We start from the raw sequence: 23,408 nt of genomic DNA on the forward strand, positions 1-23,408 counted from the left end.
CCGAGACACCGCTAAGCCGCCGCCGTTGCCCTCCAGGTCACGCCGCCCCGCCCGGCGGCCTCTCCCCCACCCCGCCCAGCGCATGGGCGGGGCGGTCCTACGCGAGGCGGACCTGCCGGATAAACCGGCGCACGGCGACGGTCGACGCCAGGAACCCAAGCAGCACGCCCAGCGCGACGACGGCGCCGACGGCCAGCAGCGGGGTCCCCCCCGGCCACCCGACGGCCGTCGCCACCCCGCCCGCTTCGGGGCCGCCCGCGGCGACGTCGGCCGCCCCGAGCCACCGGAGGAGGAGCCCGTAGAGCGTCCACAGCACGGCGCCGGCGACGAGCCCGGCCGCGAGCCCCTGCGCCGCGCCCTCGATCAGGAAGGGCCGGCGGATAAAGCCGTTCGTCGCGCCCACCAGCTTCATCGTGCGGATCAGCATCCGCCGGGCGTAGATCGACAGGCGGACCGTGTTGCCGACGAGGAGCAGCGCGGCCAGGACCACGAGGAGCGCGACGGCGGCGCCGATGCCGGAGAACACGCGCCGGTTGCGCTCGATGGCCTCGACCGACGCCCGATCGTAGGCCACGTCCTCGACCGGCGCCCACGACGTGACCTCCTCGGCGAATCGCGCCAGGCTGTCCGGCGCGGCCCAATCGGCGCCCAGGCGCACGCGGTAGCTGGCGGGCAAGAACTGGGCGTCGTCGAAGATCTCGGCGCCCTCGCCGAACGCCTCACGGAAGATCTCGGCGGCCTCCTCGTGCGACACGAACCGCACCGAATCGACCCCGGGCGCCGCGCGGAGCCGGTCGCCCAGGTTGGCGGCGACTTCGGCGTCGGCGGCCTCGTCCAGAAACACCTCGGCCTCGGACGCCCGCTGGCGGAGCGTCTCGGACACGGCCTGCCACTGCCACGCGAGCAGGGCGACGATCCCGATGAGGACGAGGGCGATGGCGAGAGCGGCCACGCTGGCGGCCGTCGCAAGCTTGGCGCGGCGGAAGCCGGCGAGCCCCTCGCGGAGCGTGTAGGAGAGGGCCACGGGCGTCTGGGGGGAAGACGGCGGAAGGTAGCGAGCGGCGAGCGGATGATGCCGCTGCCCCGCCCGTCGGAGCGCATGGGCGGGGCGGTCTGGCCGAGCCGAAGACGCCCGCCCCGCCCCGCTCGAAGCGAGCGGGGCGGTTACGTGGGAAGGCGTCCGCGGCTGGCCGGGAGCACGGCGTCCAGCTCCTCCTTTACGCGGGGCCAGCCGAGCACCTCGACCGTCTGGAGCCGGCCGCCCTCCACGTCCACGACGACCACCCCGCCCCGGGCCTCCAAGTCCAGGCTGTCGGACTCCAATCGTCGATACGCCGGGTTGGGCGGGGCGGACCGGGCCGTGACGACGTGGAACGTGGCGCAGTCGGTCTGCCCGCACCGGCACCGACCGACGAGACGAAGGCCGCGCACCTGCGCCGCCAGCTCCGGCAAGCCGGACGCGGCGAGCAGCCGTCCGAGCTCGGCCGCGAACCGGGGCCGCACGTCCCCGACGAGCGGGGCGGCGTCGGGCGCGCGGCGGCTCACGGACACGCCCCTACGCCACCCCGCCCACGGCCACGGGCGGGGCGGTCTCGGCCGCCAGCGTCGTTTTGCGCACGAACGTGCCGAGCAGCGTCGCGCTCGTGCAGTCGTCGACGCGGACGACGGCGTAGTCGCCGCGCTCCAGGCCAGCGGGGCGGTCGAAGACGACCATGTGGCTCGTGTCCGTCCGCCCGCGGAGCTGCGCGTCGGACCGCTTCGACGTGCCCTCGACGAGCACGACCTCCTCGCGGCCCACGCGGGCGGTGTGGCTGGCGAGCGCGTGCTCGCGCTGGAGCGCGACGATCTCGGACAGCCGCGCGCGCTTGACGCTGTCGGGCACGTCGTCGGCGTACTTGCGCGCGGCGTAGGTGTCGGGCCGCTCCGAGTAGGCGAACGTGAAGGCGTGGTCGTAGCGGACGGCCTCCATGAGCGAGAGCGTATCGGCGTGCTCGGCGTCGGTCTCGCCGCAGAACCCGGCGATGATGTCGGTCGAGAGTGAGACGCCGGGGACGATCGCGCGGGCGCGCTCCACCAGGTCCAGGTAGTGCTCGCGCGTGTACGTCCGCCGCATCCGCGCCAGCACGTCGGTGTTCCCGTGCTGGACCGGGAGGTGGATAAAGTCGCAGACCGTCGGCCGCTCGCGGTGGACGTGCAGGAGCTCGTCGGAGCAGTCCTTCGGGTGGCTCGTCGAGTACCGGATGCGGAGCTCCGGCGAGAGCAGCGAGATCCGGTACAGCAGTTCGGCAAAGTCGACGGGCGCCCCGCCCTGGTCGACCCGGTACGAGTTCACGTTCTGGCCGAGGACCGTCACCTCCTTGTAGCCCGCGTCGACAAGCTGGCCGACCTCGGACAGGATCGAGGCGACCGGCCGGCTCCGCTCGCGGCCGCGCGTGAACGGGACCACGCAGAAGGCGCACATGTTGTCGCACCCGCGCATGATGGACACGAACGCGCTCACGCCGTTCGAGTCCAGGCGGACCGGCGCGAGGTCGGCGTAGGTCTCCTCGCGCGAGAGCTGGACGTTGACGGCGGCCTGGCCCGTCGCCTCGCTCTCGGCCAGCAGCCGCGGCAGGTCGCGGTAGGCGTCCGGCCCGACCACGAGGTCGACCAGCCGCTCCTGCTCCAGCAGCTTCGACCGCAGGCGCTCGGCCATGCAGCCGAGCACGCCGATCTGGAGGGCCGCCCCGCCCTCGGCCGCCTGCCGCTCTTTCCGCGCGCGGACGTGCGTGAGCCGCCCGCGCACGCGGTCCTCCGCCTTCTCGCGGATCGCGCACGTGTTGAGGAGCACGACGTCGGCGTCCATCTCGTCGCTCGCAATCGCGTACCCCGCCCCGCTCAGGATCGACGCCACGAGCTCGGAGTCGGCCACGTTCATCTGGCACCCGTAGGTCTCGATGTAGACGGCCCGGCCGTTCGTCCCGCCCCGCCCCGCCACCGGGCGCGGGAGGTCGAGGGTACCCGCCGTGTCGGGGGCGGACGAGACGGGGGCGACGGCGTCGGGGAGCACGTCGAGGTCGGCGATGGGCTGCATGACCGGGTGTGTGTCGGATGTGCGGCGAAGCTACGGGACGGCCCCACGCAGCGCCGCCCCGCCCTGCCGGTGAGGGCGGGGCGGGGCGGCAGAAGCCAGGCGGCGGGTGGACCGACGACGGTCCGGGGCTCCGAGATGTGCCGCCCACAAAACGGGGCGGACCCAAAGGGTGGGGTGGAGCCGAGACGGGACCGCCCGACAGACGGGCGCTCGGGCAGGCCGAGCTAGAACATCATGAGGCTGACGAGAGCGGCCGAGACGGCGCCGAGGCGGATCAGAAGGGCGGACGGACTCGCGAGACGGGCAGAATGGAGAGAGGAGGCGGTCATGCGTCTGGGGGCATGTGATGGTGCGGGAGTCCCCTGCACGGTGCGTGCCACCGGCGGCCATCTGCCCCTTCTGTCAGGGACAGGCGGGCTACTTGCCCGAGTGCCCCAGGGGCCGCTGAGAGTTTCCCCTAGCGCGCCCTGCCGTTCCGTCTTCACGGAGCTTTACGCCTGCCGCTCGCGCCCTGCCGTTTCGTCCTGCCGCCGCGTCGAGCGGAGCACGTACTTGCCGACGAGGTCGAACTCCAGGTTCACGGCCTGCCCGACCCGCCACCGCCCCGCCGACGTCTTCTGCCAGGTGTGCGGGATGACGGCGACGGCGAACGTCCCCGCCGGCTCGTCCAGCCGCGCGACCGTCAGCGAAACACCGTCGACGGTGACGGAGCCGACCGGGATCAGGTTGTCGGCGAACCGCTCGGGGTAGGCGATGCGGACGAGGTGCGAGTCGCCGAGCGCGTCGACGGCCTCGACCGTTCCCGTCGCGTCGACGTGGCCCTGCACGAGGTGGCCGTCGAGCCGGGCCGGCAGACGGAGCGCCCGCTCCAGGTTCACGCCGTCGCCCGCGCGGCGGTCGCCGAGCGCCGTCTTCGCCAGCGTCTCCTCGACGGCGACGGCCTCGAAGCCCGCGCCGTCCTGCGCCACGACCGTCAAGCACGCGCCGTCGACGGCGACGCTCTCGTCCACGCGCAACTCGTCCGCGAACGAGCACGCGACGCGCAGCCGCTTCCCCCCCGCGAGCGGGGTGACGGCGTCGATCTGGCCGACCTCTTCGACGATTCCGGTAAACATGATGGGGCGGGGTGGTGGGGGCAGCAGATGCGCCACCCCGCCCTCGGTGTGGGCGGGGCGGCCGTCGCGGCGTTGCATGCAACGCCGTCGGGCGGGGCGGACGGGCGGGGCGGCGGGCACGACCCAACCGCCCCGCCCGCGCGACACATAGACGAGAGCGGGCGGGGCGGTCCTTACACCGCGCGGCGGTAGCCCCGGAGGAGAACGTCGTCGCCCACCGTCTCCCACACCGCGTCCTCGAACGCGAGCGCGTCCGCCATCCGCCCCGCCCCGAGGCTGCCCAGGGCCGGCGTGCCGGCGCCGAGGAGCTTGGGGGCGACGAACCAGCAGACGCGGTCGGCGAGGTCGGCGGCCAGAAGCGCCGTCGCCAGCCCCGGCCCGGCCTCGACGAGCAGCGACTGCACCGGGCGCACGCCGTTGGGCAGGTCCGCCCCGCCCCCGAGCGCGTCGAGCGCGGCGCCCAGGTCGAGGTGGCCGCCCCGCTCGGGCACGCGGAGCACCGCCCCGCCCGCGCGCCGGAGCGCGTCGGCGTAGGGCGGGGCGGCGCCGTCGGAGACGAGGGCGACGGTGGGCGCGGCGCCGTCGGTGAACAGGGCGAGCCCGGGCGGCAGCGCGCCTGCGCGGTCGAGGACGACGCGGAGCGGCTGCCGCTGACCCGGCCCGAGCGGCGCGGCGCGCACCGTCAGCGCCGGGTCGTCAGCGTGCGCCGTGCCGGCGCCCACGAGGACGGCGTCGGCGTCGGCCCGCATCCGGTGGACGAGCGCCCGGGCAGGGCGGCCCGTCACCCAGCGGCTGTCGCCCGACGCCGCGGCCACCTGCCCGTCCAGCGTCGCCGCCGTCTTGAGCGTCACGAGCGGGCGCCCCGTGCGAACGTGCGTGAGGAACGCCTCGTTCAACCGCCGCGCCGCCCGCTCGCGGACCCCGACCGCCACGTCGACGCCGGCCGCGCGGAGCCGCCGGACGCCCCGCCCCACCACGGCCGGGAACGGGTCCTCGTGGGCCACGACGACGCGCCGGAATCCGCGGTCGAGGACGAGACTGGTGCACGGCGGCGTTTTGCCGGTGTGGCTGCACGGTTCGAGCGTGACGTAAAGCGTCGCCTCCGTCAGCCGGTCGCCGTACCCGTTCCGCTCCGCGTCGCGGACGGCCCAGACCTCGGCGTGCGGTCCGCCCCAGGCGCCGTGCCAGCCCTCCCCCCAGACCGCCCCGCCCGGGCTGACCACGACGGCGCCGACAAGAGGGTTGGGGCTGACGGCGCCGGCGCCCCGTGCGGCGAGCGCGAGCGCGCGATCCATCCAGCGGTCGTCGTCGGTCGTCATGCGTCGAGGCTCTTGAGCCGGTCTGCCAAGTCGGCGGGGACGGTGAACACGAAGGCGCGCCCCTGCTTCCGCTTGTCGAGGAGGCCGCGGGCCGCGAGGTCGAGGAGATCAGCCCGCGCCGTCGCGTAGGCCACGTCGTGGCTCCGCCGGTGCGACGCGATCGTGTACGCCGCATCGGGGCGGCGGATGGCGTGGCTGAGCAGCGCGAGTTGCCGGTGGTTCAAGTCTACCGTCGGCCGAAGGAGCGCACGGGCCTCCTGGACCTCGCGGGACTTCTGTTCGAGGTGCTCGCCTAGCTCCTGAACGGCCAGCTCGATCACGCGGAGCTGTGCGAGGATGAAGTAGGTGAGGTCGTTGTCGTCCGTCTCCGTGTAGAGGAACGACTTCGCGTACCGCGCTGGCGCCCGCTTGATAACCGTCGAGATCGACAGGAACTCAGCCAGCCAGAACCCCTCGCGCAGCATCGACCAGTAGAAGAGCGCCCGAGCCGTCCGCCCGTTCCCGTCCACGAACGGGTGATCGTAGGCGAGCCAGAAGTGGAGGAGGATTGACTTGAGGGCGGGGTGGAGAAAGACCCCGGTCTCAGCCTCGTTGGCGAACGCGCACATCCGCTCCAGCCGCTCCGCGATCTGGTCCGGCGGCGGCGGGGCATGAAGAAGCTGGTCCTGATCGTCGTACACCGCGATCCCGTCGCCGGCCTGGCGGAAGGGGCCGCTGCCGTCGAGCGTCCCCTCGGTCACGACCCGGTGGAGGTCTGTAACGACGTCCGGCGTGAGCGGCTCGTCGACGCGCTCTCGGACGGACTCCATCGCGCGGTAGTTGTTGAGGATCATCTGCTCCGACCGCGTCCGCGGAGCCCGGCCCGTCCGCAGCATCTCCTTCGCCACGCGCCGCGTCGTGGACGCGCCTTCGAGTTGACTCGACGCGATGGCCTCCTCGCGGAGCGACCGCATGAGGTACCGATCCCGCTCGCCCTCCGTCGCTGTCCGCTCGGGAAGCGCAATGCGCCCTGCAGCGTCTCGGTCGATCCGGTGGAGCCGCTCCAAGACAGGATCCACGAGGGCATACCGGAACGGCTCGCCCCGCTTGTCGAGAAGGGGAACCATACGGTAGAGTCCCATCCGAGCCATCTTCCGCGCGGCCCACACATCCTCTGCGCGGAGTCCCTTGGGGGACGGGACGTGCCGGAGACTGTCCCAATGACGGTACTTGCCACCAGGGGCAGGCCCCTTCTCCATCTCGCGCGTGAACGCGGCGAGCGCCGCCCCGCCCGGCTCCAACCGCTGGAAGACGGCCGAATACATGTCGGCGCGGGCCGGGGGCGGGGTGGGGAGCTTCATCCGGGGTAGCTTATCAGCTATCTATCAATCTACTATCAACTGATAGATGGCGCCGTCTACACCGCCTCCGCCCACTCCGGCGGCGGGTCGAGCGCCCACTGTTCGAAGTAGAACGTGTGCTCGCCGCGCGCGCGCCGGTACGGCGCCACGAACCGCCGCACGCCGGGCGGGGCGGGGTGGCGCGCGAACGCCTCGCGGAGCGGGCCGTCGAGCGGGCGCCGCGCGAACACGCTCCAGTCCCAGCCGTCGTGGGCGGGTTCGGGGAACAGGGCCGCCCCGCCCTCGGCGGCGAGCACGCGGCGGAGGGCGTGGAGGGCCTCCCGGCGCTCCACCCCGCCCGCCCCGCCTGCCGCCGCCTCGGCGAGCGCGTCGAGGGGGACGTCGCCGAGCGCGAGCGCGAGCGCGCCGGCGGGCGCCCGGAGGGCGGCGGCCGCCTCGTCTGCGCTCACCGCCCCGCCCCGCCCGTCGGCGCCGAGGTGGGTCCACGGGCGGTCGCCGGCCCAGGCGAGGAGCGGGGAGAGCCAGGCCGACGGCTCCGCCAGCGCCGTCAGGCCGACGCGGGGCGGGGCGGCGCTCAAGTCGGTGCCGGCGAGGTAGGCGCGGGCGTAGGGCGGGGCGGGGCGGCCGAGGAGCGCGTCGAGCGAGCCCAAGCCGGCGCCGCGGCGTCGGGCGTCGGGGTCGGCGTCCGCGGCGACGACTTCCAGGCCCGTGGGCTCCTCGACGAACACTTTGACGACGTCCATGCGGGGGGAATCGTCGGCGACGGTGCTGCGTTCCAGCCGCCCCACCCCGCCCGCATGAAAGCCGTACAGTCCGTCCTGACGTGGGCCGCGATCGCCGTCCTCGTCCTCCTCGCGCTCCCCGTCATCGCCGTCATCCGCCTGTTCGACCGGACGCCGGCCCGCGTCCGCACCGGGCGCGCGTTCCGCGACCTCGGCGCGCTCGTCCCGAGCATCAACCCGGCGTGGTCAGTCCGGGTCGGCGGCGTCGACCCGGCCGCGCTCCGCCACCCGTACGTCGTCGTCTCCAACCACCAGTCGCTGGCCGACATCCCCGTGATCTCGAAGCTCCCGTGGGAGATGAAGTGGGTGACGAAGGCCGAGCTGTTCCGCGTGCCGGTCATGGGGTGGCTCCAGCGGATGGCCGAGGACATCCCCGTCGACCGCCGCGATCCGAACAGCCGGTCGGCCGTCGTGCTGCGCGCGCGGCGCGTGCTGGCCCAGGGCTGCTCGGTCATGTTCTTCGCCGAGGGCACGCGCTCCCGAGACGGCCGGCTCAAGCGGTTCTACGACGGCGCGTTCTCGCTCGCCGTGCAGGCTGGCGTCCCCGTGCTCCCGCTGGCCATCGACGGCACGATGGACGCGATCCCCAAGCACGGGTGGACGTTCGGCCGCGCCGACGTGCGCCTCGCCGTGCTCCCGCCGGTCCCCACCGAGGGCTTGACCGAGGCCGACGTGCCGGCGCTCCGCGAGCGCGTGCGCGGGATGATCCTCGACCAGATCGCCGCGTGGCGCGAGCGGCCGCCGGACGCGGTCGACGCCCTGGCCCGCCCCGCCCTCGGCGCCGCGGGCGCGCAGGGCGCGGGCGGGGCGGAGATCGAAAACAGGGTGGAGACGCCCCACCCCGCCCCGCGCGGTTGATCCGCGGCCGGTCGGCGCCGTACGTTTCCGGTCCTCCGCTCCGGCGGAGACCCTGCCCGATAGCTCAATTGGCAGAGCGCCAGTTTCTGGATCTGGAGGTTCAAGGTTCGATTCCTTGTCGGGCAGCCACGGCGGCCCCTCGCACCTAAGCGGGGGGCCGCCGCTGCGTTCGGGCGGGGCGGCGGGTTTCCGAAGGCGCCGGGCACGGCGGTGTAGGCGGGGCGGCCGGCCGGCGAGTACCCTGTACCGCGCACCCCGTACCCGAGCCCCCATGCCCACGCACGTCCTCGCCCTCGACCAGGGCACGACCTCGTCCCGCGCCATCCTGTTCGACCGGGCGGGGCGGATCGCCGGGACCGCGCAAAAGGAGATCGAGCAGCACTTCCCGCGGCCCGGCTGGGTCGAGCACGACCCGACCGAGCTGTGGTCGTCGCAGGCCGGCGTGGCCGCCGAGGTGCTCACGCGCGCGGGCGTGGCCCCGAGCGACCTCGCGGCAGTCGGGATCACGAACCAGCGCGAGACGGTCGTCGTGTGGGACCGGCGGACCGGCCAGCCCGTCCACCGCGCGATTGTGTGGCAGGACCGGCGGACCGCCCCGCTCTGCGACGCGCTGAGGGAGGCGGGACACGAGGCGACGGTCCGCGAGAAGACCGGGCTCGTCCTCGACAGCTACTTCTCGGGCACCAAGGTCCGCTGGATCCTCGACCACGTCGACGGCGCCCGCGAGGCCGCCGAGGCCGGGCACCTCGCCTTCGGGACCGTCGACAGCTGGCTCGTGTGGAACCTCACGGGCGGGGCGGAGCACCTGACGGACGTGACCAACGCCTGCCGGACGCTCTTCTTCAACCTCCACACGGGCGACTGGGACGACGACCTGCTCGCGCTCCTCGACGTGCCGCGGTCGATGCTCCCCGAGGTCCGGTCGTCGTCCGAGGTCTACGCGCGCACGAGCGGGGCGCTGCTCTCGGCCGAGGTCCCTGTCGCCGGCATCGCGGGCGACCAGCAGGCGGCCACGTTCGGCCAGCGGTGCACGGCGCCGGGGCTCGCGAAAAACACCTACGGCACGGGCTGCTTTCTGCTGATGAACACGGGCGGGGAGGCGGTCGCGTCGGCGAACAACCTGCTCACGACGGTCGCGTGGCGGCGCGGCGACCGCCCCGCCCAGTACGCGCTCGAGGGCAGCGTCTTCGTGGCCGGCGCCGCCGTGCAGTGGCTCCGCGACGGGCTCGGGATCATCCGCTCGGCGTCCGAGGTCGAGGCCCTCGCGCGGCGGGTCGAGCACGCCGACGGCGTCGTCCTCGTCCCGGCGTTCACCGGGCTCGGCGCGCCGCACTGGGACGCCGACGCGCGCGGCACGCTCCTCGGTCTCACGCGCGGCACTACGGCGGCGCACGTCGCCCGCGCCACGCTCGACGGCATCGCCTTCCAGGTGGCCGACGTGCTCGACGCGATGGAGGCCGACGCCGGCCTCGCCGTCTCCGAGCTCCGCGTCGACGGCGGGGCGGCGTCCAACGACCTCCTGATGCAGATCCAGGCCGACCTCCTCCAGGTCCCCGTCGTCCGCCCCGCCGTGACGGAGACGACGGCGCTGGGGGCGGCCCTCCTGGCCGGCCTCGCCGTCGGGTTCTGGACCGAGGACGAGGTCGACGCGCAGTGGCAGCTCGACCGCCGCTTCGAGCCGGCCATCTCCCCCGACGAGGCCGCCGACCGCCGGGCGGGGTGGGGCCGCGCGCTCGACCGCGCGCGCGGGTGGGCCGCAGCTTGACGGCGGGTACGAGGTACAGGGTACTCGGTACGGTCGCCTCCTCGGCATCCCCGGACCGGGCACATCCACCCCGCCCCGCCCGTGGTGCCGTGGGCGGGGCAGCCTAGTTGTTTACAAGGAGTCTCCCTCCCCCACCGGGGGAGGGCCGGGGAGGGGGACGGATGTTGGGGCGGCCACCGAGGGCGGGGCGGCGCCCGCCCCACGCCCGGACCACCCCGCCCCGCCCGACGTACGGGCCACCCCGCCCCCACCCCGCCCCCACATGCTGGACCGAGACACCGCCCGCCGCGCCATCGACGAGGCCACCGAGCCCTGGGACATCGTCGTCGTCGGGGGTGGGGCGACCGGGCTGGGCTGCGCCATCGACGCCGCGGCCCGGGGCTACAAGACGCTGCTCCTGGAGCGCGACGACCTCGCCAAGGGCACGTCCAGCCGCTCGACCAAGCTGGTCCACGGCGGCGTCCGGTACCTCCGGCAGGGGAACGTGTCGCTCGTGCTGGAGGCGCTGAAGGAGCGGGGCACACTCCTCAAGAACGCCCCGCACCTCGTCCACGACCTCGCGTTCGTGGTCCCGAACTACGCGTGGTGGGAGGGGCCGTTCTACGGGATCGGCATGAAGGTGTACGACCTCATGGCGGGGCGGTCGGGGTTCGGGCGGAGCCGCCGGCTCTCGCGCGAGGAGACGCTGGAGCGCCTCCCGACGATCGAGCCCGACGGGCTGGACGGCGGCGTGGTCTACTACGACGGCCAGTTCGACGACGCCCGCCTCGCGGTCAACATGGCGCAGACGGCGGCCGAGCAGGGGGCGGCAATCCTCACGTACTGCGAGGTCACGGGGTTGACCAAGGACGGTGTCGAGGTGACGGGCGTCGTCGCCCGTGACGGCGAGACGGGCGAGACGGTCACGATTCCGGCCCGCGTCGTCGTCAACGCGACCGGCGTGTGGACCGACCGCGTGCGGCACATGGACGACGCCGCCGCCCCGCCCATGGTCCAGGCCAGCCAGGGCGTCCACATCGTGCTCGACCGGAGCTTCCTGCCCGGCGACAGCGCCATCATGGTGCCGAAGACCGACGACGGCCGCGTCCTCTTCGCGATCCCCTGGCGCGACGTGGTCGTCGTGGGGACGACCGACACACTGGTCGACGGCGCCGCGGCCGAGCCGCGCGCGCTCCCTGAAGAACTCAACTTCCTGCTCCGCCACGCCGCCCGCTACCTCACGCGCGACCCGTCGCCGGCCGACGTCAAGAGCGTGTTCGCCGGCCTCCGCCCGCTCGTCGCCGACCCGTCGGCCGAAGGCGGGACGGCGGCGCTCTCGCGCGACCACGTCCTCCACATCGCCGACTCCGGCCTGGTCACGATCACCGGCGGCAAGTGGACGACCTACCGCAAGATGGCCGAGGACACGGTCGACCAGGCGGCCGTCCTCGCCGGCCTCCCCGAGCGGCCCTGCCCCACCGCGGACCTGCCCATCCACGGCGCGGGCGGGGCGGGCGGGGCGGAGGCGGGCGGGGCGGGCGACCTCGCCGCCTACGGGTCCGACGCTCCGTTGCTCCAGGCGCTGATGGACGACCACCCCGCCCTCGGTGAGCGGCTCCACCCCGCCCGGCCGGTCCGCGCGGGGCAGGTCGTGTGGGCGGCCCGCCACGAGATGGCGCGGACGGTCGAGGACGTCCTCTCGCGGCGGACGCGCGAGCTGCTCTTGGACGCCCGCGCGAGCATCGAGATGGCCCCGCGCGTGGCGGCGCTCCTGGCCGAGGAGCTAGACCGCGACGGCGACTGGGAGCGCGAGCAGGTCGCGGCCTACACGGCGCTCGCCGAGGGCTACCTCGTGCCGGACGACGCGGGCGGGGCGGGGTGAGCGGGGCGGGGCGGCGACTACCGTGAGACGGAGATCACCCGCTCGGGCGCAACGCGAGGGAACGCCGCGTTGATGGACGGGACGAGCGGAAGCAGGTCGTCGATGTCATTGCTCGCCGCCGAGAGCACGATGAGACAGAGGTCGATCCCGCTCAGGTTCTGCTGGTGCTCAATGCCCCGGTCCATCGTGAGCAACACGTCGAACTCGGCCGCGGCGAGGTGGAGCAGCCGCCCGTTCTTGACCCCGCCCCACCCGCGCTCCGGCACGGTCACCGCCTCGGCCTCCAGATGCCGCTTCAGCTTGCGCGGCACGTTTTCGTCGAGGAGGACCCGGATCACGCGGCCAGCTCCCGCCCCGCCAGCTCAAGCAAGGCCTCCGCTTGGTCGCGCGTGACCGTCGGAAAGTCGTCGCGGAAGTCCTCAATCCGCTTCCCCTTGCGCAGATAGACGAGGAGCGTGTCGATGGGCACGCGGGTTCCGGTAAACACAGGCGTGCCGCCGAGGATTTCGGGGTCGGAGTGGTAGACGTCGGCGCGGTCCATCGGTCCGTGGGTGGGGCGTAAGCCAACGTACGGCGCCACGCCCTCGTGCTCCGCCCCGCCCTAGTCCGCCGCCCCGCCCAGCCGCTCCGCCAGCCCCGACGCGCGGGGCGCGTCCGTCGCCACGGCCCGCTCGACGGCGTCGGCGTCGCCAAAGACGACCACCCCGCCCCGGGCACGCGTGGCGGCCGTGTAGAGGAGCCGCCGCGAGACGAACGCGGCCCCGCGCGTGCCCGGCTCGGGCAGGACCACGCCGACGGCGTCGAACTCGGACCCCTGGCTTTTGTGGACCGTCAGCGCCCACGCCGGCTCGTGGGCGGGGAGGCGCTCGAAGGCGATGGGCTCGCGGTCGGGGAAGACGACCACGTCGCGGTTCTCGACGCGCCACAGCACGCCGACATCGCCGTTCGCGAGGCCGGTCGTCCGGTCGTTCTGGGTCACGAGGAGCGGGCGGCCCGGGTAGAGGCGGTCGCCGTACGGGCTCCACCGGACGTGCCCCGCCTGGCGCAGCGCCCGCTCGACCGTCTCGTTCAGCCCCTCGACCCCGCGCGGCCCTCGGCGGACGGCCGCCAACAAGCGGAACCGGCCGAGCGCCTCTAGCGCCGCCTCCGGCGTCTCCGCCGTCACCACGTCCGGCGCGAACCGCCCCGCCCAGGCGACGGCGGCCCCGGCAGGGTCGTCCTCCACCAAGTCCAGGGCGGGGCGGTCCCGGAGCGCGGCCACCGCCCCGCCCGCGTCTCCGTCGCGGACGGCGACGGCGAACACGCCCACGTCGGAGTCGGCCGTAAACCGGCGGCTCTCGGTGAGCGCCACGACCGACGCGGCGAGCGGGGCGGCGTCGGGATCTGCTTCCACCCCGCCCAGGCCGAGCGCGCCGCAAAACGCGTCCAGCCCGGGCGGGGCGGGGCCGGTGCCGGCCGCGCACAGGTCGGCGAACGTGGAGCCGACCTCGACCGGCGGGAGCTGGTCCGGGTCGCCCAGGACGACGAGCCGGGCCTCGGGGCGGAGCGCCGCGAGCAAGGCGTCGAACAGCGGCAGGTCCACCATTGAGCCCTCGTCGACGAGCACGAGGTCGTGGGGGAGCGGTGCGCGCGCGTCGTGGCGAAAGCCGGCGCGTTCGGGGTGCGCCCCGAGCAGCCGGTGCAGCGTGACGGCCTCGGTCGGCAGGCCGGCGCCGCGCTCACCCAGGTCAGCGACGCCACCCGCGAGGCTCTCGCTCAGGCGGGCCGCGGCCTTCCCCGTCGGCGCGGCGAGCGCGACGCGGAGGTCGGGCTGAGCGGCGCGCAGGAGGGCGAGGATGCGGGTCGCCGTGTAGGTCTTGCCCGTGCCCGGCCCGCCGGCCACCAGCAGGACGCGCTGGCGGAGCGCGGCGGCGGCGGCCAGCGCCTGCCGGTCCAGCGCTCCATCCGCGCGCGGCGGGAACAGCGCCCCGAACGCCTCGGCGGCCGCCGCGGGCGGGGCGGCGAGCGCCGGGCCGACGCGCGCGAGCACGGCCGCGGCCGTCCGCCGCTCGGCGTCGACGAACCGGCGCAGCGCGAGCCGGTCGCGGTCGAGGACGAGCGGGGCCGCCCCGCCCGCGGCCGCTCCGACGGCCGGGCTCGCCTCCAGGTGTGCGCGCCACGCGTCGAGAGCGGGGAGGATCGGCAGGCCGCGCCCGCCCCGCCCTGCGGAAGCGGGCGCGTGCTCGTCCTCGGGGAACGGGAGGCCGGCGTGCTCGCCCAGGGCGACAGCGCTGTGGCCGTCGCGCCGCGCGCGGCTGACGAGGGCCGTCGAGAGCGCGAGCGCCCGCGCGCGGTCGGCGTCGGGCGCGCCGTGCTCGGCGTCGAGGCCAGCGACCATCCGCCCGAGCGCGAGGTCGATGGGCGCGGCGGCCTCGGCCTCGGCGAGCCGGTCGAGCGCGTCGGCGACGGCGTGCGGGAGCCTACGCATAGGGCGGGGTGCGGGCGGGGCGGGGTCTACGCCCCCGGGTACCTACAGCCGGTCGTGCGCCTCCGGCTCCACGTCCGGCGCCTTCGCCAGCACCGCCAGCAGCTTTTCCCGCCCCCCCCGCTTTGCCCGCTCGGCCAGGTAGTCCACCGTCGCCACCGACGCCACCTTCTCCGCGAGCGCGAGCGTAGCGAGCTCCCCGACGGAGACGCCCTCTCGGGCCGCCAGCGCCTCGGCTTGCTCCTGGAGCGAGCGCGGGATGTTCAGGCTCAGCGTGCTCATGGCGCGGGAGGGCGAGTGGAACGGTTAAGGTATCGCGCCGATCTCCCGGAGGAGCTCCTTCGGGTCGGCCACGCTGACGCCGAACCGCTCAGCCCCGGCAAAGTCGGTCCGGTTGTAGGTCACGACGTAGTCGCACCCGGCGGCCACGGCGAGCTCGAGGACGTGTTCGTCGTCCGGGTCCCGGAGGTACGGCCGCCACAGGAAGTAGATCCGATGGGGGACGGCCAGGGCACACAGCGAGTCCACTACGTCGTCCACATCGCGCCGAGACAGCCCGATCTCCTTCCGCTGGCGGGTCAGGACGGCCTCGTACTCGAACGCGAGCGGGACCGAGAGGTGGATGTCGAACGCGCCGGTCCCGATAAGCGAGAGGAGGAGCGACGAGGCCCCGCGCCCTGACCGTTGGGCCGCGACGACGACGTTCGTGTCGATGACGATCTGGGGCGGACGACTCATCGGCCGCCAGAATACGGAGCCGCCCGCCGCGCAACGGGACCAGCTACACAGCCGAAGGGCAGCGGGACCGTAGCCTCAACGGGTTCGGCGCTTCGCGAGGCTCCGCAACACTCGATCCGTTCGCCCCCGCTCTACCCCGCTAGCAGCCCGTCCAGCGCCTCCACGAGCGCCGCCGACGGCCGGTGCCGGAACAGCCCCGCCGCCCCGCCCCGCCCTGCGTCGTCCGCGTCGTCGGGCGGGGTGGCCGCCCCGCCCAGTCCGCGCAGGAACGCGTACGCCGCCCCGCCCACGTGCGTCTCGTAGGCGTAGGCCGCGCCCAGACGCGAGCGGAGGTAGCGGTGGAGGCCCAGCGTGTAGAGGTGGAGTTGGAGGCCGTAGTGGTGCTCCAGCATGGTCGCCTGGAGCGCGTCGGGCGCATAGGCCGAGGCGTCCGCGCCCAGCCGGTTGCTTTTCCAGTCGACCACCCACCAGCGGTCGTCGGCCAACGCCACGAGGTCGGCCGAGCCTACGAGGAAGCCGTCGACGGCGGCCGGCGAGAGGCGCGAGAGGGCGTCCGCGTAGTCGGCCCCAAAGGGCGCGGCGCCGTGGGAGCGGAACACGTCGGCGAGGGCGCCCGGCGCCACGCGCGCGAGGGGCAGGGTGAAGTCCCACTCGGGCGCGAGCGCCGCCGCCTCCACGTCTCGGAGCGCCACCCCGCCCAGGAGCGGGGCGGTCGCCACGCGCTCGACGAGGGCCAGGACCTCGGCCGCCGGGTCGATGCGCGCGCGGTGGCGTCGCGGCAGAGCCAGCCCGTGCCGCTCCAGGCGCCGGGCGACCGTCTCGCGGTTGGCCTCGGCGGCGTCCTCGTCGTCCCCCCACTTGGCGTACTGGAGGACTTCGTGGAGGCACGTGCCCGGGCCGGCGCCGGCGGCGAAGGCGTGGAGGCCGGTCGGCTCGGCGTCGGCGCGGGCCTCGGGCGGGGCGGCCGGCTCGTCCGACGCCGCGAGCCCGCCGCCCCGCCCGTCCGCGTCGCGCCCGGCCGTCCATGCCGTAAACGAGGCCCGCTTCCAGGGCGAGTCCAGCCGCCGCCGCGCGTCGTCCGGGAGCGCGAGCGCCGCCCCGCCCCGCGCGGCGGCGGGCGGGGCGGGCGGGGCGGCGTCGTCGAGCGAGGGCGGGTCGACGACGGCCATGAGCCGGCCGGTCGGGTCGAGCGCGTGGAGCGGGGCGAGCACGTCGTCCTGCGCCGCGCGTTTGCGGGCCGCCTCGACGTGGTCGGCCAGGCCGCCGCCCCGCTCGGCGTCGTGGCCGCACAAGAGGTAGCCCAGGCTGGACACGTTGTCGACCCGCGTGCGCCACGACGTGACCGGCCCCCAGACCACGTAGCACCGCTCGCGCGCGCGCGTCAGCGCCACGTACGCCGTGCGGACGCCCTCGGCGAGCGCGTCGGCCTGGCGGAGCCGGTCGTGGTCGTCGGCCTCGGGCGAGCCCAGGTCGTAGACGACGCCGTCTGGCGTCCGCGCGAGCACCGGGTCCTGCCGCTTGTACGCCCGCTCGCTGACGGCCCAGAGGTACGGGAGGAACACGACCTCGTACTCCAGCCCCTTCGCGTTGTGGTGCGTGGTAATCGTGACGGCCGCCGCGTCGCGCTCCAGCCGCAGCTCCTTCATGCCGCGCGAGGGCAGCGCCTGCTCCGTCCGGTGGCGGAGCCAGTGCAGGAGGTCGTCGGGCGAGCGCGCGCCGGCCCGCTCGATCTCGTGGAGGAGCTCGGCCGTGTGGCGGAGGTCGGTCGCCCAGCGCTCGCCGTCGGGCCGGGCGAGCAGCCGGTCGAGCACGCCCTCGGCCTCCTGGAAGGCGACGAGCACGCCGAGCACGCCGCCCCGCCGCCACATCCGCTGCCACTCGCGGAGCCGCCCCGCGACGGCCGCGTCGGTCTCGGGGTCGTCGTCGAGGCCGGCGATCTCGCGGGCGGTCCACCCCCAGAGCTCGGTCGAGAGCGCGGCCCGGCGCGCGCGCTCGTCGCCCGCCCGGAGCACGGCGCGGAGCACGAGCTCGACGTCGGCCATCGCCGCGCTGTCGCGGACGTCGTTCGACCGCGACACGACCGACGGCACGCCGACGCCTTGGAGCGCCGCTTGCACGTCGTTCGCCTGGAACCGCGTGGGGACGAGCACGGCGATGTCGCCGGGCTCCAGCGCGCGATCGCCCAGCCGGGCCTCGGCCAGCAGCCGGCGCACTTCGGCGGCCACGAACGCCGGGATCTCCGCCTGCACGGCCCCCTTCCCCATCGGCTTGCCGTCCTCCTTCGTCGGCATCGGCCACCACACGAGGGGCGGGGTGGCTCCGCCGTCCTGCAACGCGGGCTCGCGGCGCGCGGCCTGGACGGGCCGGAACGGGATGTCGTCGAACAGGAACGCCCGCTCGGGCCGCGCAAAGACGGCGTTGACGGCGTCGACCAGGCCGGCCGCGCTGCGCCAGTTGGTGCCCAGCGTGAACCGGCGGTCGGCCTCGCGCTGCGCGCCCAGGTAGGCGTGGACGTCGGCGCCGCGGAAGGCGTAGATGGCCTGCTTCGGGTCGCCGACGAAGTACAGCGGGCGGCCCGCAAACGCCGTCTTGAAGATGGCGTACTGGAGCGGGTCGGTGTCCTGGAACTCGTCGATGAGGGCGACCGAGAACTGGCGGCCGATCGTCTCGGCGAGCGCCGGGCCGGTCGCGCGGTCGTGGAGCGCGTCGTGGAGCCGCGTGATGAGGTCGCCGAACGTGAGCTGCCCGCGCCGCTCCTTGATCGCCTCGATCTGGTCCTCCACCTCGACGATGAACCGGCGGACGAACGCGAGGTCGACGGCCCGCGCGGCCTCCATGACCGCCTCGCACGCGGCGAGGGCGGGGTGGGCCAGGGCCGCCGCGACGGCCGCCTTCTGCGCCTTGCTCCGCGTCGTCGCCTTTTTCTGGACCGCCTCGGCTGTGCACAAGGCGACGGCCGCGATCGCGTCCGGCTCCGCCCCGCCCGCGAACGCCGCCACGCGGCGGAGGACGTCCGCCCCGCCCGGCCCATCGAGCGGGGCGTCCTGGTTCCAGTCGAGGGCACCGAGGAGCGCGCCCACGGCGTCGGCGTCCCAGGCGGCGTCGAGCGCGGCGCGGGCCTCGGCGAGCGCGTCGAGCGCGGCGTCCAGGTCCGGCGCCTCGGGCAGCACGCGGACGTGCGGGAAGTCGGCGACGGCCGCGTGGTGGGCGACGAGGGCGTCGGGCGTCCGGCCGTGGTGGAGCGCGAGCGCCGTCAGGAGCGGGTTCGCGTGCGTGAGCCGTGCCCAGGCGTCGGCGGCGGCGCGCGCGCGGAGGGCGGCGCTGTCGGCGTCCTCGACAAAGTCCAGGTCGAACGGCGTCCCGCTCTCGAACGCGGCCTGCTCCAGCACGCGCCGGCAGAACCCGTGGATCGTGAAGATGCCGGCCTCGTCCACGCGGTCGAGCGCGGCGAGCAGCCGGCCCTCCGCGCCGTCGCGGGCGAGGAGCTCGGCGAGCGGCCGCGTAAGGTCGTCGGGTTCGACCTGCCCACGCGCGACGGCGAGCGCCTGCCGGAGCGCCGCGCGCACGCGCGTCCTCAGCTCGTCGGTCGCCGCGTTCGTGAACGTGACCACGAGCAGCCGGCGGAGGTCGGGCGCCGCGCCCAGCCACTCGCCCTCCAGCACGAGGCGGAGCACGAGCCCGGCGATGGCGAACGTCTTACCGGTCCCGGCACTCGCCTCGACGAGCGTCCGCCCGGGCTCGACGGGCGTGGCCCAGTACTCGAAGGGCGGCACGTCGGCCGCCCCGCCCGGGCGGGGCACGAGGGACAGGGCCGCCCCGCCCCGCTCGGGCGGCTGGGGCGGGGCGAGGCGGTCTGGGGCGGCCGCTTCTGCCCGCTCGCTCCCCCCGTCCCCCCGCCCATCGCTCCGGCTCCGCCGCCGCTCACGGGCGCTCGGACTGTCCCCCTCACGCGTGAGGGGGACAGCTTTCCTGCCTGGGAGCGAAGCGACCGGCGGGGAAGCGGGGGGAGCCTCGGGCGGGGCGGCCTCGGGCGGGGCGGCGGCACCTGTTCGGAGTCCCCCTCCCCCACCGGGGGAGGGCTGGGGTGAGGGGTCCACCCCGCCCCGTCCGTCAGCGGCAGGTCGGGACGCCGTGCTCGACTCCTCCACCACCCCTAGCCCCTCCTGTCCAGGAGGGGGACTGTCTCCGCCCCGCCCTTCTGGAGTCGGCTCAGCACCTGCGCCCATCTCGTCCCCCGCCCCGCCCTCGCTGACGGGCGGGGCGGCCGCGCCGTCGCCGCCGGCCTCGCCGCCGGGCGGGGCGGCGCCCTCGGGGGGCGGGCCGTCGAACAGGGACCGCTGGCTCACGACGGGACGCCCTCGCGGCGGGCGTGGAGGAGCGGCGCCCACAGCGCGAGCGACCACTTGGCGAACGGCTCCTCGCGCTCGAACGGGTCGCGGCCGCGCGTCGCGAGCGCGACGTAGGCGTCGTCGCGGTCGCCGCGGGCGTCGCCCCACGGGTCGAACGCCTTGCGCGCGGCGATGACGGCGCCCGTCGCCGGCCGGAACGACCGGGAGCGGCGGCCCTCGACCACGCGGCCCGCGTAGTCGGCCAGGTCGCGCGAGGAGAGCTTGTCGGCGTAGGCGTGCGAGGCGCGCTCGTAGACCGGGAGCCGCCCCGCCCGCGCCTGGTGGTAGCCCTTGGCGAGCGCGCCGAGGAGCGCCCGCGCCTCACGGGCGGGGACCGACTCGAAGTGGGCCGTCCCGTCGATGCCGACCGTGCACGACCTGCCCGCCCCGCCCTCGACCGCGCACAGCGCGAGGTGGTCGAGCCAGGACGCCACGAGGTGCCGCGGGCGGACGGCGCCGGCCCGGTAGCGGAGCGCGCCCCGCTCGCCCAGGTGCGGGACGGTCCCCACGACGCGCGTGCCGGCGACGTCGACCTCGACCGCGCGCGGCTCCGTCGGCCCCCACGCGCGGACGGCGTCGACGACCGGGGCGGCCTCGGCGCGGATCCGGCGGAGGAGCGCGGCGCCGGGCGCCCCGCCCGGAAGCAGGCCGCCGCGGAGCAGGAGCGCCTCCAGATCGGCATCGCTCAACCCGCCCAGCGCGCCCTCGACGACCGCCTCGCGGACGCGCCACCGCTCAAGCCCGCCCAGCGTCACCGGCTCGTCGTCGCGCACGGCGTCCTCCTCCAGGTCCAGCGACACCTTCAGCCGGCGGCGGACGGCGAACTGGCTCGGGTTCGTCCACGCCGCGGCGAGGTCGGCGAGCGTCACCTCACCCGCGTCGTCCTCGTCGGGGAGCGGGCCGCCGTCGTGGTACGGGCGGGGCGGGGCGGCTGCGCCGCGCGCCACGAGGTGCTGGCCGGCGTAGCTCGTCGGGCCGGCACGGTCGAAGTAGCTCTCGGCAAACGGCTGGAGCCGGTGGCGGACCACGAACTGCGCGCGCCCCGCCGGCCCCCAGTGGAGGTCGCAGGCGTCGAGGAAGGCGTCGAGGCAGACCGAGGCGGCGCGCTCGGCGTTGTCCTTCTCGGACCGGCCGACGTAGGACAGGACGAGGCGGTCGCCTGCGGCCAGCACGGCGTCGACGAACAGCTGCTTTTCGGTCGCCCGCGGCGAGGCGTCGCCCGGGTGCGGGTGCTGGGCGAGCAGGTCGAACCCGGCCGGCGTCTCGGGCCGCGGCCACACGCCGTCGCCCAAGCCCAGGAACGCGACGACGCGGAACGGGGCGTGGCGGAGCACGAGCGGGTCGGCGACGGTGATGCGCCCCGTGAGGACGGCCTCGCGCTGCTCGAACGAACCGGCCGCGCCGTCCAGGTGCGCGCGGACCACGCGGAACGGGACGTCCGCCCCGGGCGACGATGCCAGCTCGTCCAGCCCGGCGAGGTCGGCGGCGAGGCCGCGCAGGAACACGACGGCCTCGACCTCCTCCTCGGCCTCGGCCGCGAACACGCCGTCGAGGAACCGGAGCAGGTGCCCCGGCCACTCAGCGAGCGGGGCGGGGCGGTCGATGGCGCCGAGCGCCGAGAACAGGGCCTCGGCCCACTCGCAGAACCGGCCCAAGAGGTCGGCGCCGTCGAGCCCGGCCGCGTCGCAGGCGGCGTGCCCGAGGACGAGGCCCGCCCCGCCCTCCGCCCCGCCCGCGGCGTCCTCCCCCGCCCCGCCCGCGTCGGGTCCGCCCGTCATGACGCCGAGGAGGAGCCGGTCGAGCCCGTAGCGCCACGTGTGGAGGTCGTCGGCCGGGAGCCCGAACCGCTCTTTGCGCTCGCCGGTGAGCCCCCAGCACACGCCGGCCTCTTTCACCCACGCCCGGAGCCGCGGGAGCTCATCCTCGCGGATGCCGGCCGCCTGCCGTACGACGGGGTAGCCCAGCAGGTCGAGCAGCTCCGACGCCGTCACGCGCCCGTCGTGCATGCGGAGCGCCTTGCGGAACGCCTCGACCACACGGAGCGCCGGCGCGTGCGGGTGGTTCACGACGTGGACCGGGAGCCGGACCACCGCCCCGCCCCCGTCGCCGGTCGCGCTTTCGGCCTCGAACACGGCGTCGACGAGCGGGGCGTAGACGGCGAGGTCGGGGACGACGACGAGCACGTCCGACGGCCGCAGCCCGGGCACGTCGGCAAAGGCGTCGAGGAGCGCGTCGCGGAGCGCCTCCAGCTCGCGCCGCGGCGAGTGGCAGTCGTGGACGCGGACCGACCGGTCGGCGGGGTCGAGCGGGACGGGCGCCGCGGGCGGGGCGTCGGCGCCGAGCGCGGCGCGCAGTTGGTCGAGCGCCGCGAGCGGGGCGGCCGCGGCTGTCCGAGGTCCCCCTCCCCCACCGGGGGAGGGCTGGGGTGGGGGACAGACGTCGGTAGGGGCGGGGCGGTCGCCCCCCCTCCCGGCCTCCCCCCGTCGGGGGGAGGGGAAAGTCCCGCCCCGCCCGTCGGCGGCGAACGGAGACGGGGCGCCCACCCGGTCCACCACCCCTAGCCCCTCCTGGCCAGGAGGGGGACTTGCCCGCCCCGCCCCGCCCTCGGGCTGGGCGGCCAGCCGCTCGGGCGCCGGCGCCCCCAGCTCGGCCTGGACGCTCCAGAAGTCGCGCGTGCGGCCGGCGAGGGCGCGGAGCAGCGGGTGTGCGTGCGGCTCCGTCGTCGGCTCGTGTCCGGGCGTGACGGCGTAGACCGTGACCGGGACGTGGCGCGCGAGCGCGGCGAGCATCCCGGCGTAGACCGGCGGCAGCACGAGGCCGCCGAAGACCGAGATCCGCGGCGGCAGCGCGAGCCGCGGGGCGGGGCGGTCGAGCTGGGCGCGGAGCCGGTCGAGCAGGAGCCCGCGGTGCTCCAGGCCGTCCGCGAGCAGCGCCCGCCAGAGCGCCGCCTGCCACGCCCCGTGCGCGAAGCCAGGGACCGGATCGGCGCCCTCGGCCCAGGCTGCGAGCACGTCGGGCCGGTACACCTGATAATCGTCGAACAGGCGCGCGAGGCGCGACGCCAGCGGCATCGTCTGGCCCGTCTTGTCGAGGTACGACCGGAGCGGGGCGGTGACGGGGTCGCCGTCGAGAGCCTCCAGAATCGGAGCGAGGCGCCACGCGAGCGGGCCGGCCTCGAACGGCTGGTCGCCCTGGTGCGTCCCGGCGAGGCGGTCGACCAGGCCCACGACGGCGGGCAGGTCGAGCGACGCCGCGCACCCCAGCCGCTCGGCGAGCGCGTGCGTGAGCCACGCCCGCAGCCCGGCGTTCCGCGACACGACGACCGTCTCGCGCTGGAGCGGCGGGAGCGGGGCGGCCTCCAGCGTCGCCGCCAGCCGCTCGAACAGCGGGCCGAGGCCGGGGGCGGTGACGACGGAGAGGCCGGGCGGGGCCACAGGGGCGGGGGGAAACGGGCGGAGCGGCAAGCTACAAACCACCCCGCCCCGCCCGAAGCGTCGGGCAGTGGGCAGCGGGCAGAATGCACCACCCCGCCCATGCGTGGGCGGTGAGGCCGACGTAGCGGCGTTGCATGCAACGCCGTCGGGCCGCGGCGCCCGGGCGGGGCGGACGTCGTAGGGGCGACCGGCGGTCGCCCGCACCTCGGGCACGGCGCCCGCGGCCGAGGCGCCTGGCACGGGCGGGGCGGCGCCTGACCGAACCGCCCCG

The 23,408-nt window shown here is 75.6% G+C and carries 17 protein-coding genes and 1 tRNA gene; 4 read left to right on the forward strand and 14 right to left on the reverse strand.

Annotated features, from left to right (window positions below; translation table 11 throughout):
- Nucleotides 1-97 precede the first annotated feature (97 nt).
- The 7 genes from RM540_RS05820 to RM540_RS05850 all read right to left on the reverse strand — a co-directional run bounded on the left by RM540_RS05820 (nucleotide 98) and on the right by RM540_RS05850 (nucleotide 7,590).
- Nucleotides 98-1,024, reverse strand: coding sequence for a cell division protein FtsX (locus tag RM540_RS05820; protein ID WP_311662606.1), 927 nt, complete (start codon nucleotides 1,022-1,024; stop codon nucleotides 98-100).
- 140 nt (nucleotides 1,025-1,164) lie between these two features.
- Entirely contained in the window at nucleotides 1,165-1,545 is a 381-nt protein-coding gene (locus RM540_RS05825; RefSeq protein WP_311662607.1) for a hypothetical protein, read from the reverse strand.
- Between the two features lie 10 nt (nucleotides 1,546-1,555).
- Nucleotides 1,556-3,073 (reverse strand): tRNA (N6-isopentenyl adenosine(37)-C2)-methylthiotransferase MiaB, encoded by a 1,518-nt coding sequence (gene miaB / locus RM540_RS05830; RefSeq protein WP_311662608.1) that lies wholly within the window; start codon nucleotides 3,071-3,073, stop codon nucleotides 1,556-1,558.
- A gap of 491 nt (nucleotides 3,074-3,564) precedes the next feature.
- Nucleotides 3,565-4,266, reverse strand: coding sequence for a riboflavin synthase (locus RM540_RS05835; protein ID WP_311662609.1), 702 nt, complete (start codon nucleotides 4,264-4,266; stop codon nucleotides 3,565-3,567).
- Between the two features lie 95 nt (nucleotides 4,267-4,361).
- Nucleotides 4,362-5,507, reverse strand: coding sequence for a bifunctional diaminohydroxyphosphoribosylaminopyrimidine deaminase/5-amino-6-(5-phosphoribosylamino)uracil reductase RibD (gene ribD, locus RM540_RS05840; RefSeq protein ID WP_311662610.1), 1,146 nt, complete (start codon nucleotides 5,505-5,507; stop codon nucleotides 4,362-4,364).
- Entirely contained in the window at nucleotides 5,504-6,847 is a 1,344-nt protein-coding gene (locus RM540_RS05845; RefSeq protein WP_311662611.1) for a Fic family protein, read from the reverse strand. The genes ribD and RM540_RS05845 overlap by 4 nt, the downstream gene beginning before the upstream one ends.
- A 56-nt stretch (nucleotides 6,848-6,903) precedes the next feature.
- Nucleotides 6,904-7,590, reverse strand: coding sequence for a hypothetical protein (locus RM540_RS05850; RefSeq protein ID WP_311662612.1), 687 nt, complete (start codon nucleotides 7,588-7,590; stop codon nucleotides 6,904-6,906).
- Between the two features lie 54 nt (nucleotides 7,591-7,644).
- On the opposite strand from RM540_RS05850, the gene RM540_RS05855 reads away from it, so the two are divergent.
- The 4 genes from RM540_RS05855 to RM540_RS05870 all read left to right on the forward strand — a co-directional run bounded on the left by RM540_RS05855 (nucleotide 7,645) and on the right by RM540_RS05870 (nucleotide 12,113).
- A complete protein-coding gene (locus RM540_RS05855; protein WP_311662613.1) occupies nucleotides 7,645-8,487 on the forward strand; it encodes a lysophospholipid acyltransferase family protein in 843 nt (280 codons plus the stop codon).
- A gap of 53 nt (nucleotides 8,488-8,540) precedes the next feature.
- Nucleotides 8,541-8,616: transfer RNA gene (locus tag RM540_RS05860), tRNA-Gln, on the forward strand.
- Nucleotides 8,617-8,758: 142 nt separating this feature from the next.
- A complete protein-coding gene (glpK, locus tag RM540_RS05865) occupies nucleotides 8,759-10,252 on the forward strand; it encodes a glycerol kinase GlpK (protein WP_311662614.1) in 1,494 nt (497 codons plus the stop codon).
- A 262-nt stretch (nucleotides 10,253-10,514) separates the two neighbouring features.
- Complete coding sequence (locus RM540_RS05870; protein WP_311662615.1) at nucleotides 10,515-12,113, forward strand: glycerol-3-phosphate dehydrogenase/oxidase; 1,599 nt, start codon at nucleotides 10,515-10,517, stop codon at nucleotides 12,111-12,113.
- Nucleotides 12,114-12,130: 17 nt separating this feature from the next.
- Here RM540_RS05870 and RM540_RS05875 read toward each other — a convergent pair whose 3' ends face one another.
- From RM540_RS05875 to RM540_RS05905, 7 genes are all read right to left on the reverse strand, one after another.
- Nucleotides 12,131-12,451: a DUF5615 family PIN-like protein gene (locus RM540_RS05875; protein WP_311662616.1), complete on the reverse strand. Its 321-nt coding sequence runs from the start codon at nucleotides 12,449-12,451 to the stop codon at nucleotides 12,131-12,133.
- Nucleotides 12,448-12,654 carry a DUF433 domain-containing protein gene (locus RM540_RS05880; protein WP_311662617.1) on the reverse strand — a complete coding sequence of 69 codons (207 nt, stop codon included), beginning with the start codon at nucleotides 12,652-12,654 and terminating at the stop codon, nucleotides 12,448-12,450. Before RM540_RS05880 ends, RM540_RS05875 begins: the two co-directional genes overlap by 4 nt.
- 60 nt (nucleotides 12,655-12,714) lie before the next feature.
- The gene (gene recD / locus RM540_RS05885; RefSeq protein ID WP_311662618.1) at nucleotides 12,715-14,580 is read right to left on the reverse strand and encodes an exodeoxyribonuclease V subunit alpha; all 1,866 of its coding nucleotides are present in this window, start codon (nucleotides 14,578-14,580) and stop codon (nucleotides 12,715-12,717) included.
- Between the two features lie 42 nt (nucleotides 14,581-14,622).
- On the reverse strand, nucleotides 14,623-14,859 hold the full coding sequence (locus tag RM540_RS05890; protein ID WP_311662619.1) for a toxin-antitoxin system HicB family antitoxin: 237 nt from the start codon (nucleotides 14,857-14,859) through the stop codon (nucleotides 14,623-14,625).
- Between the two features lie 24 nt (nucleotides 14,860-14,883).
- Complete coding sequence (locus RM540_RS05895) at nucleotides 14,884-15,315, reverse strand: PIN domain-containing protein (protein ID WP_311662620.1); 432 nt, start codon at nucleotides 15,313-15,315, stop codon at nucleotides 14,884-14,886.
- 131 nt (nucleotides 15,316-15,446) lie between these two features.
- Nucleotides 15,447-19,115, reverse strand: a complete 3,669-nt coding sequence (recB, locus tag RM540_RS05900; RefSeq protein WP_311662621.1) for an exodeoxyribonuclease V subunit beta — start codon at nucleotides 19,113-19,115, stop codon at nucleotides 15,447-15,449.
- A 542-nt stretch (nucleotides 19,116-19,657) separates the two neighbouring features.
- Nucleotides 19,658-23,137: an exodeoxyribonuclease V subunit gamma gene (locus RM540_RS05905; protein WP_311662622.1), complete on the reverse strand. Its 3,480-nt coding sequence runs from the start codon at nucleotides 23,135-23,137 to the stop codon at nucleotides 19,658-19,660.
- Nucleotides 23,138-23,408 lie beyond the last annotated feature (271 nt).

The organism is Rubrivirga litoralis (assembly GCF_031846415.1).
GTDB classification, from domain to species: domain Bacteria; phylum Bacteroidota; class Rhodothermia; order Rhodothermales; family Rubricoccaceae; genus Rubrivirga; species Rubrivirga litoralis.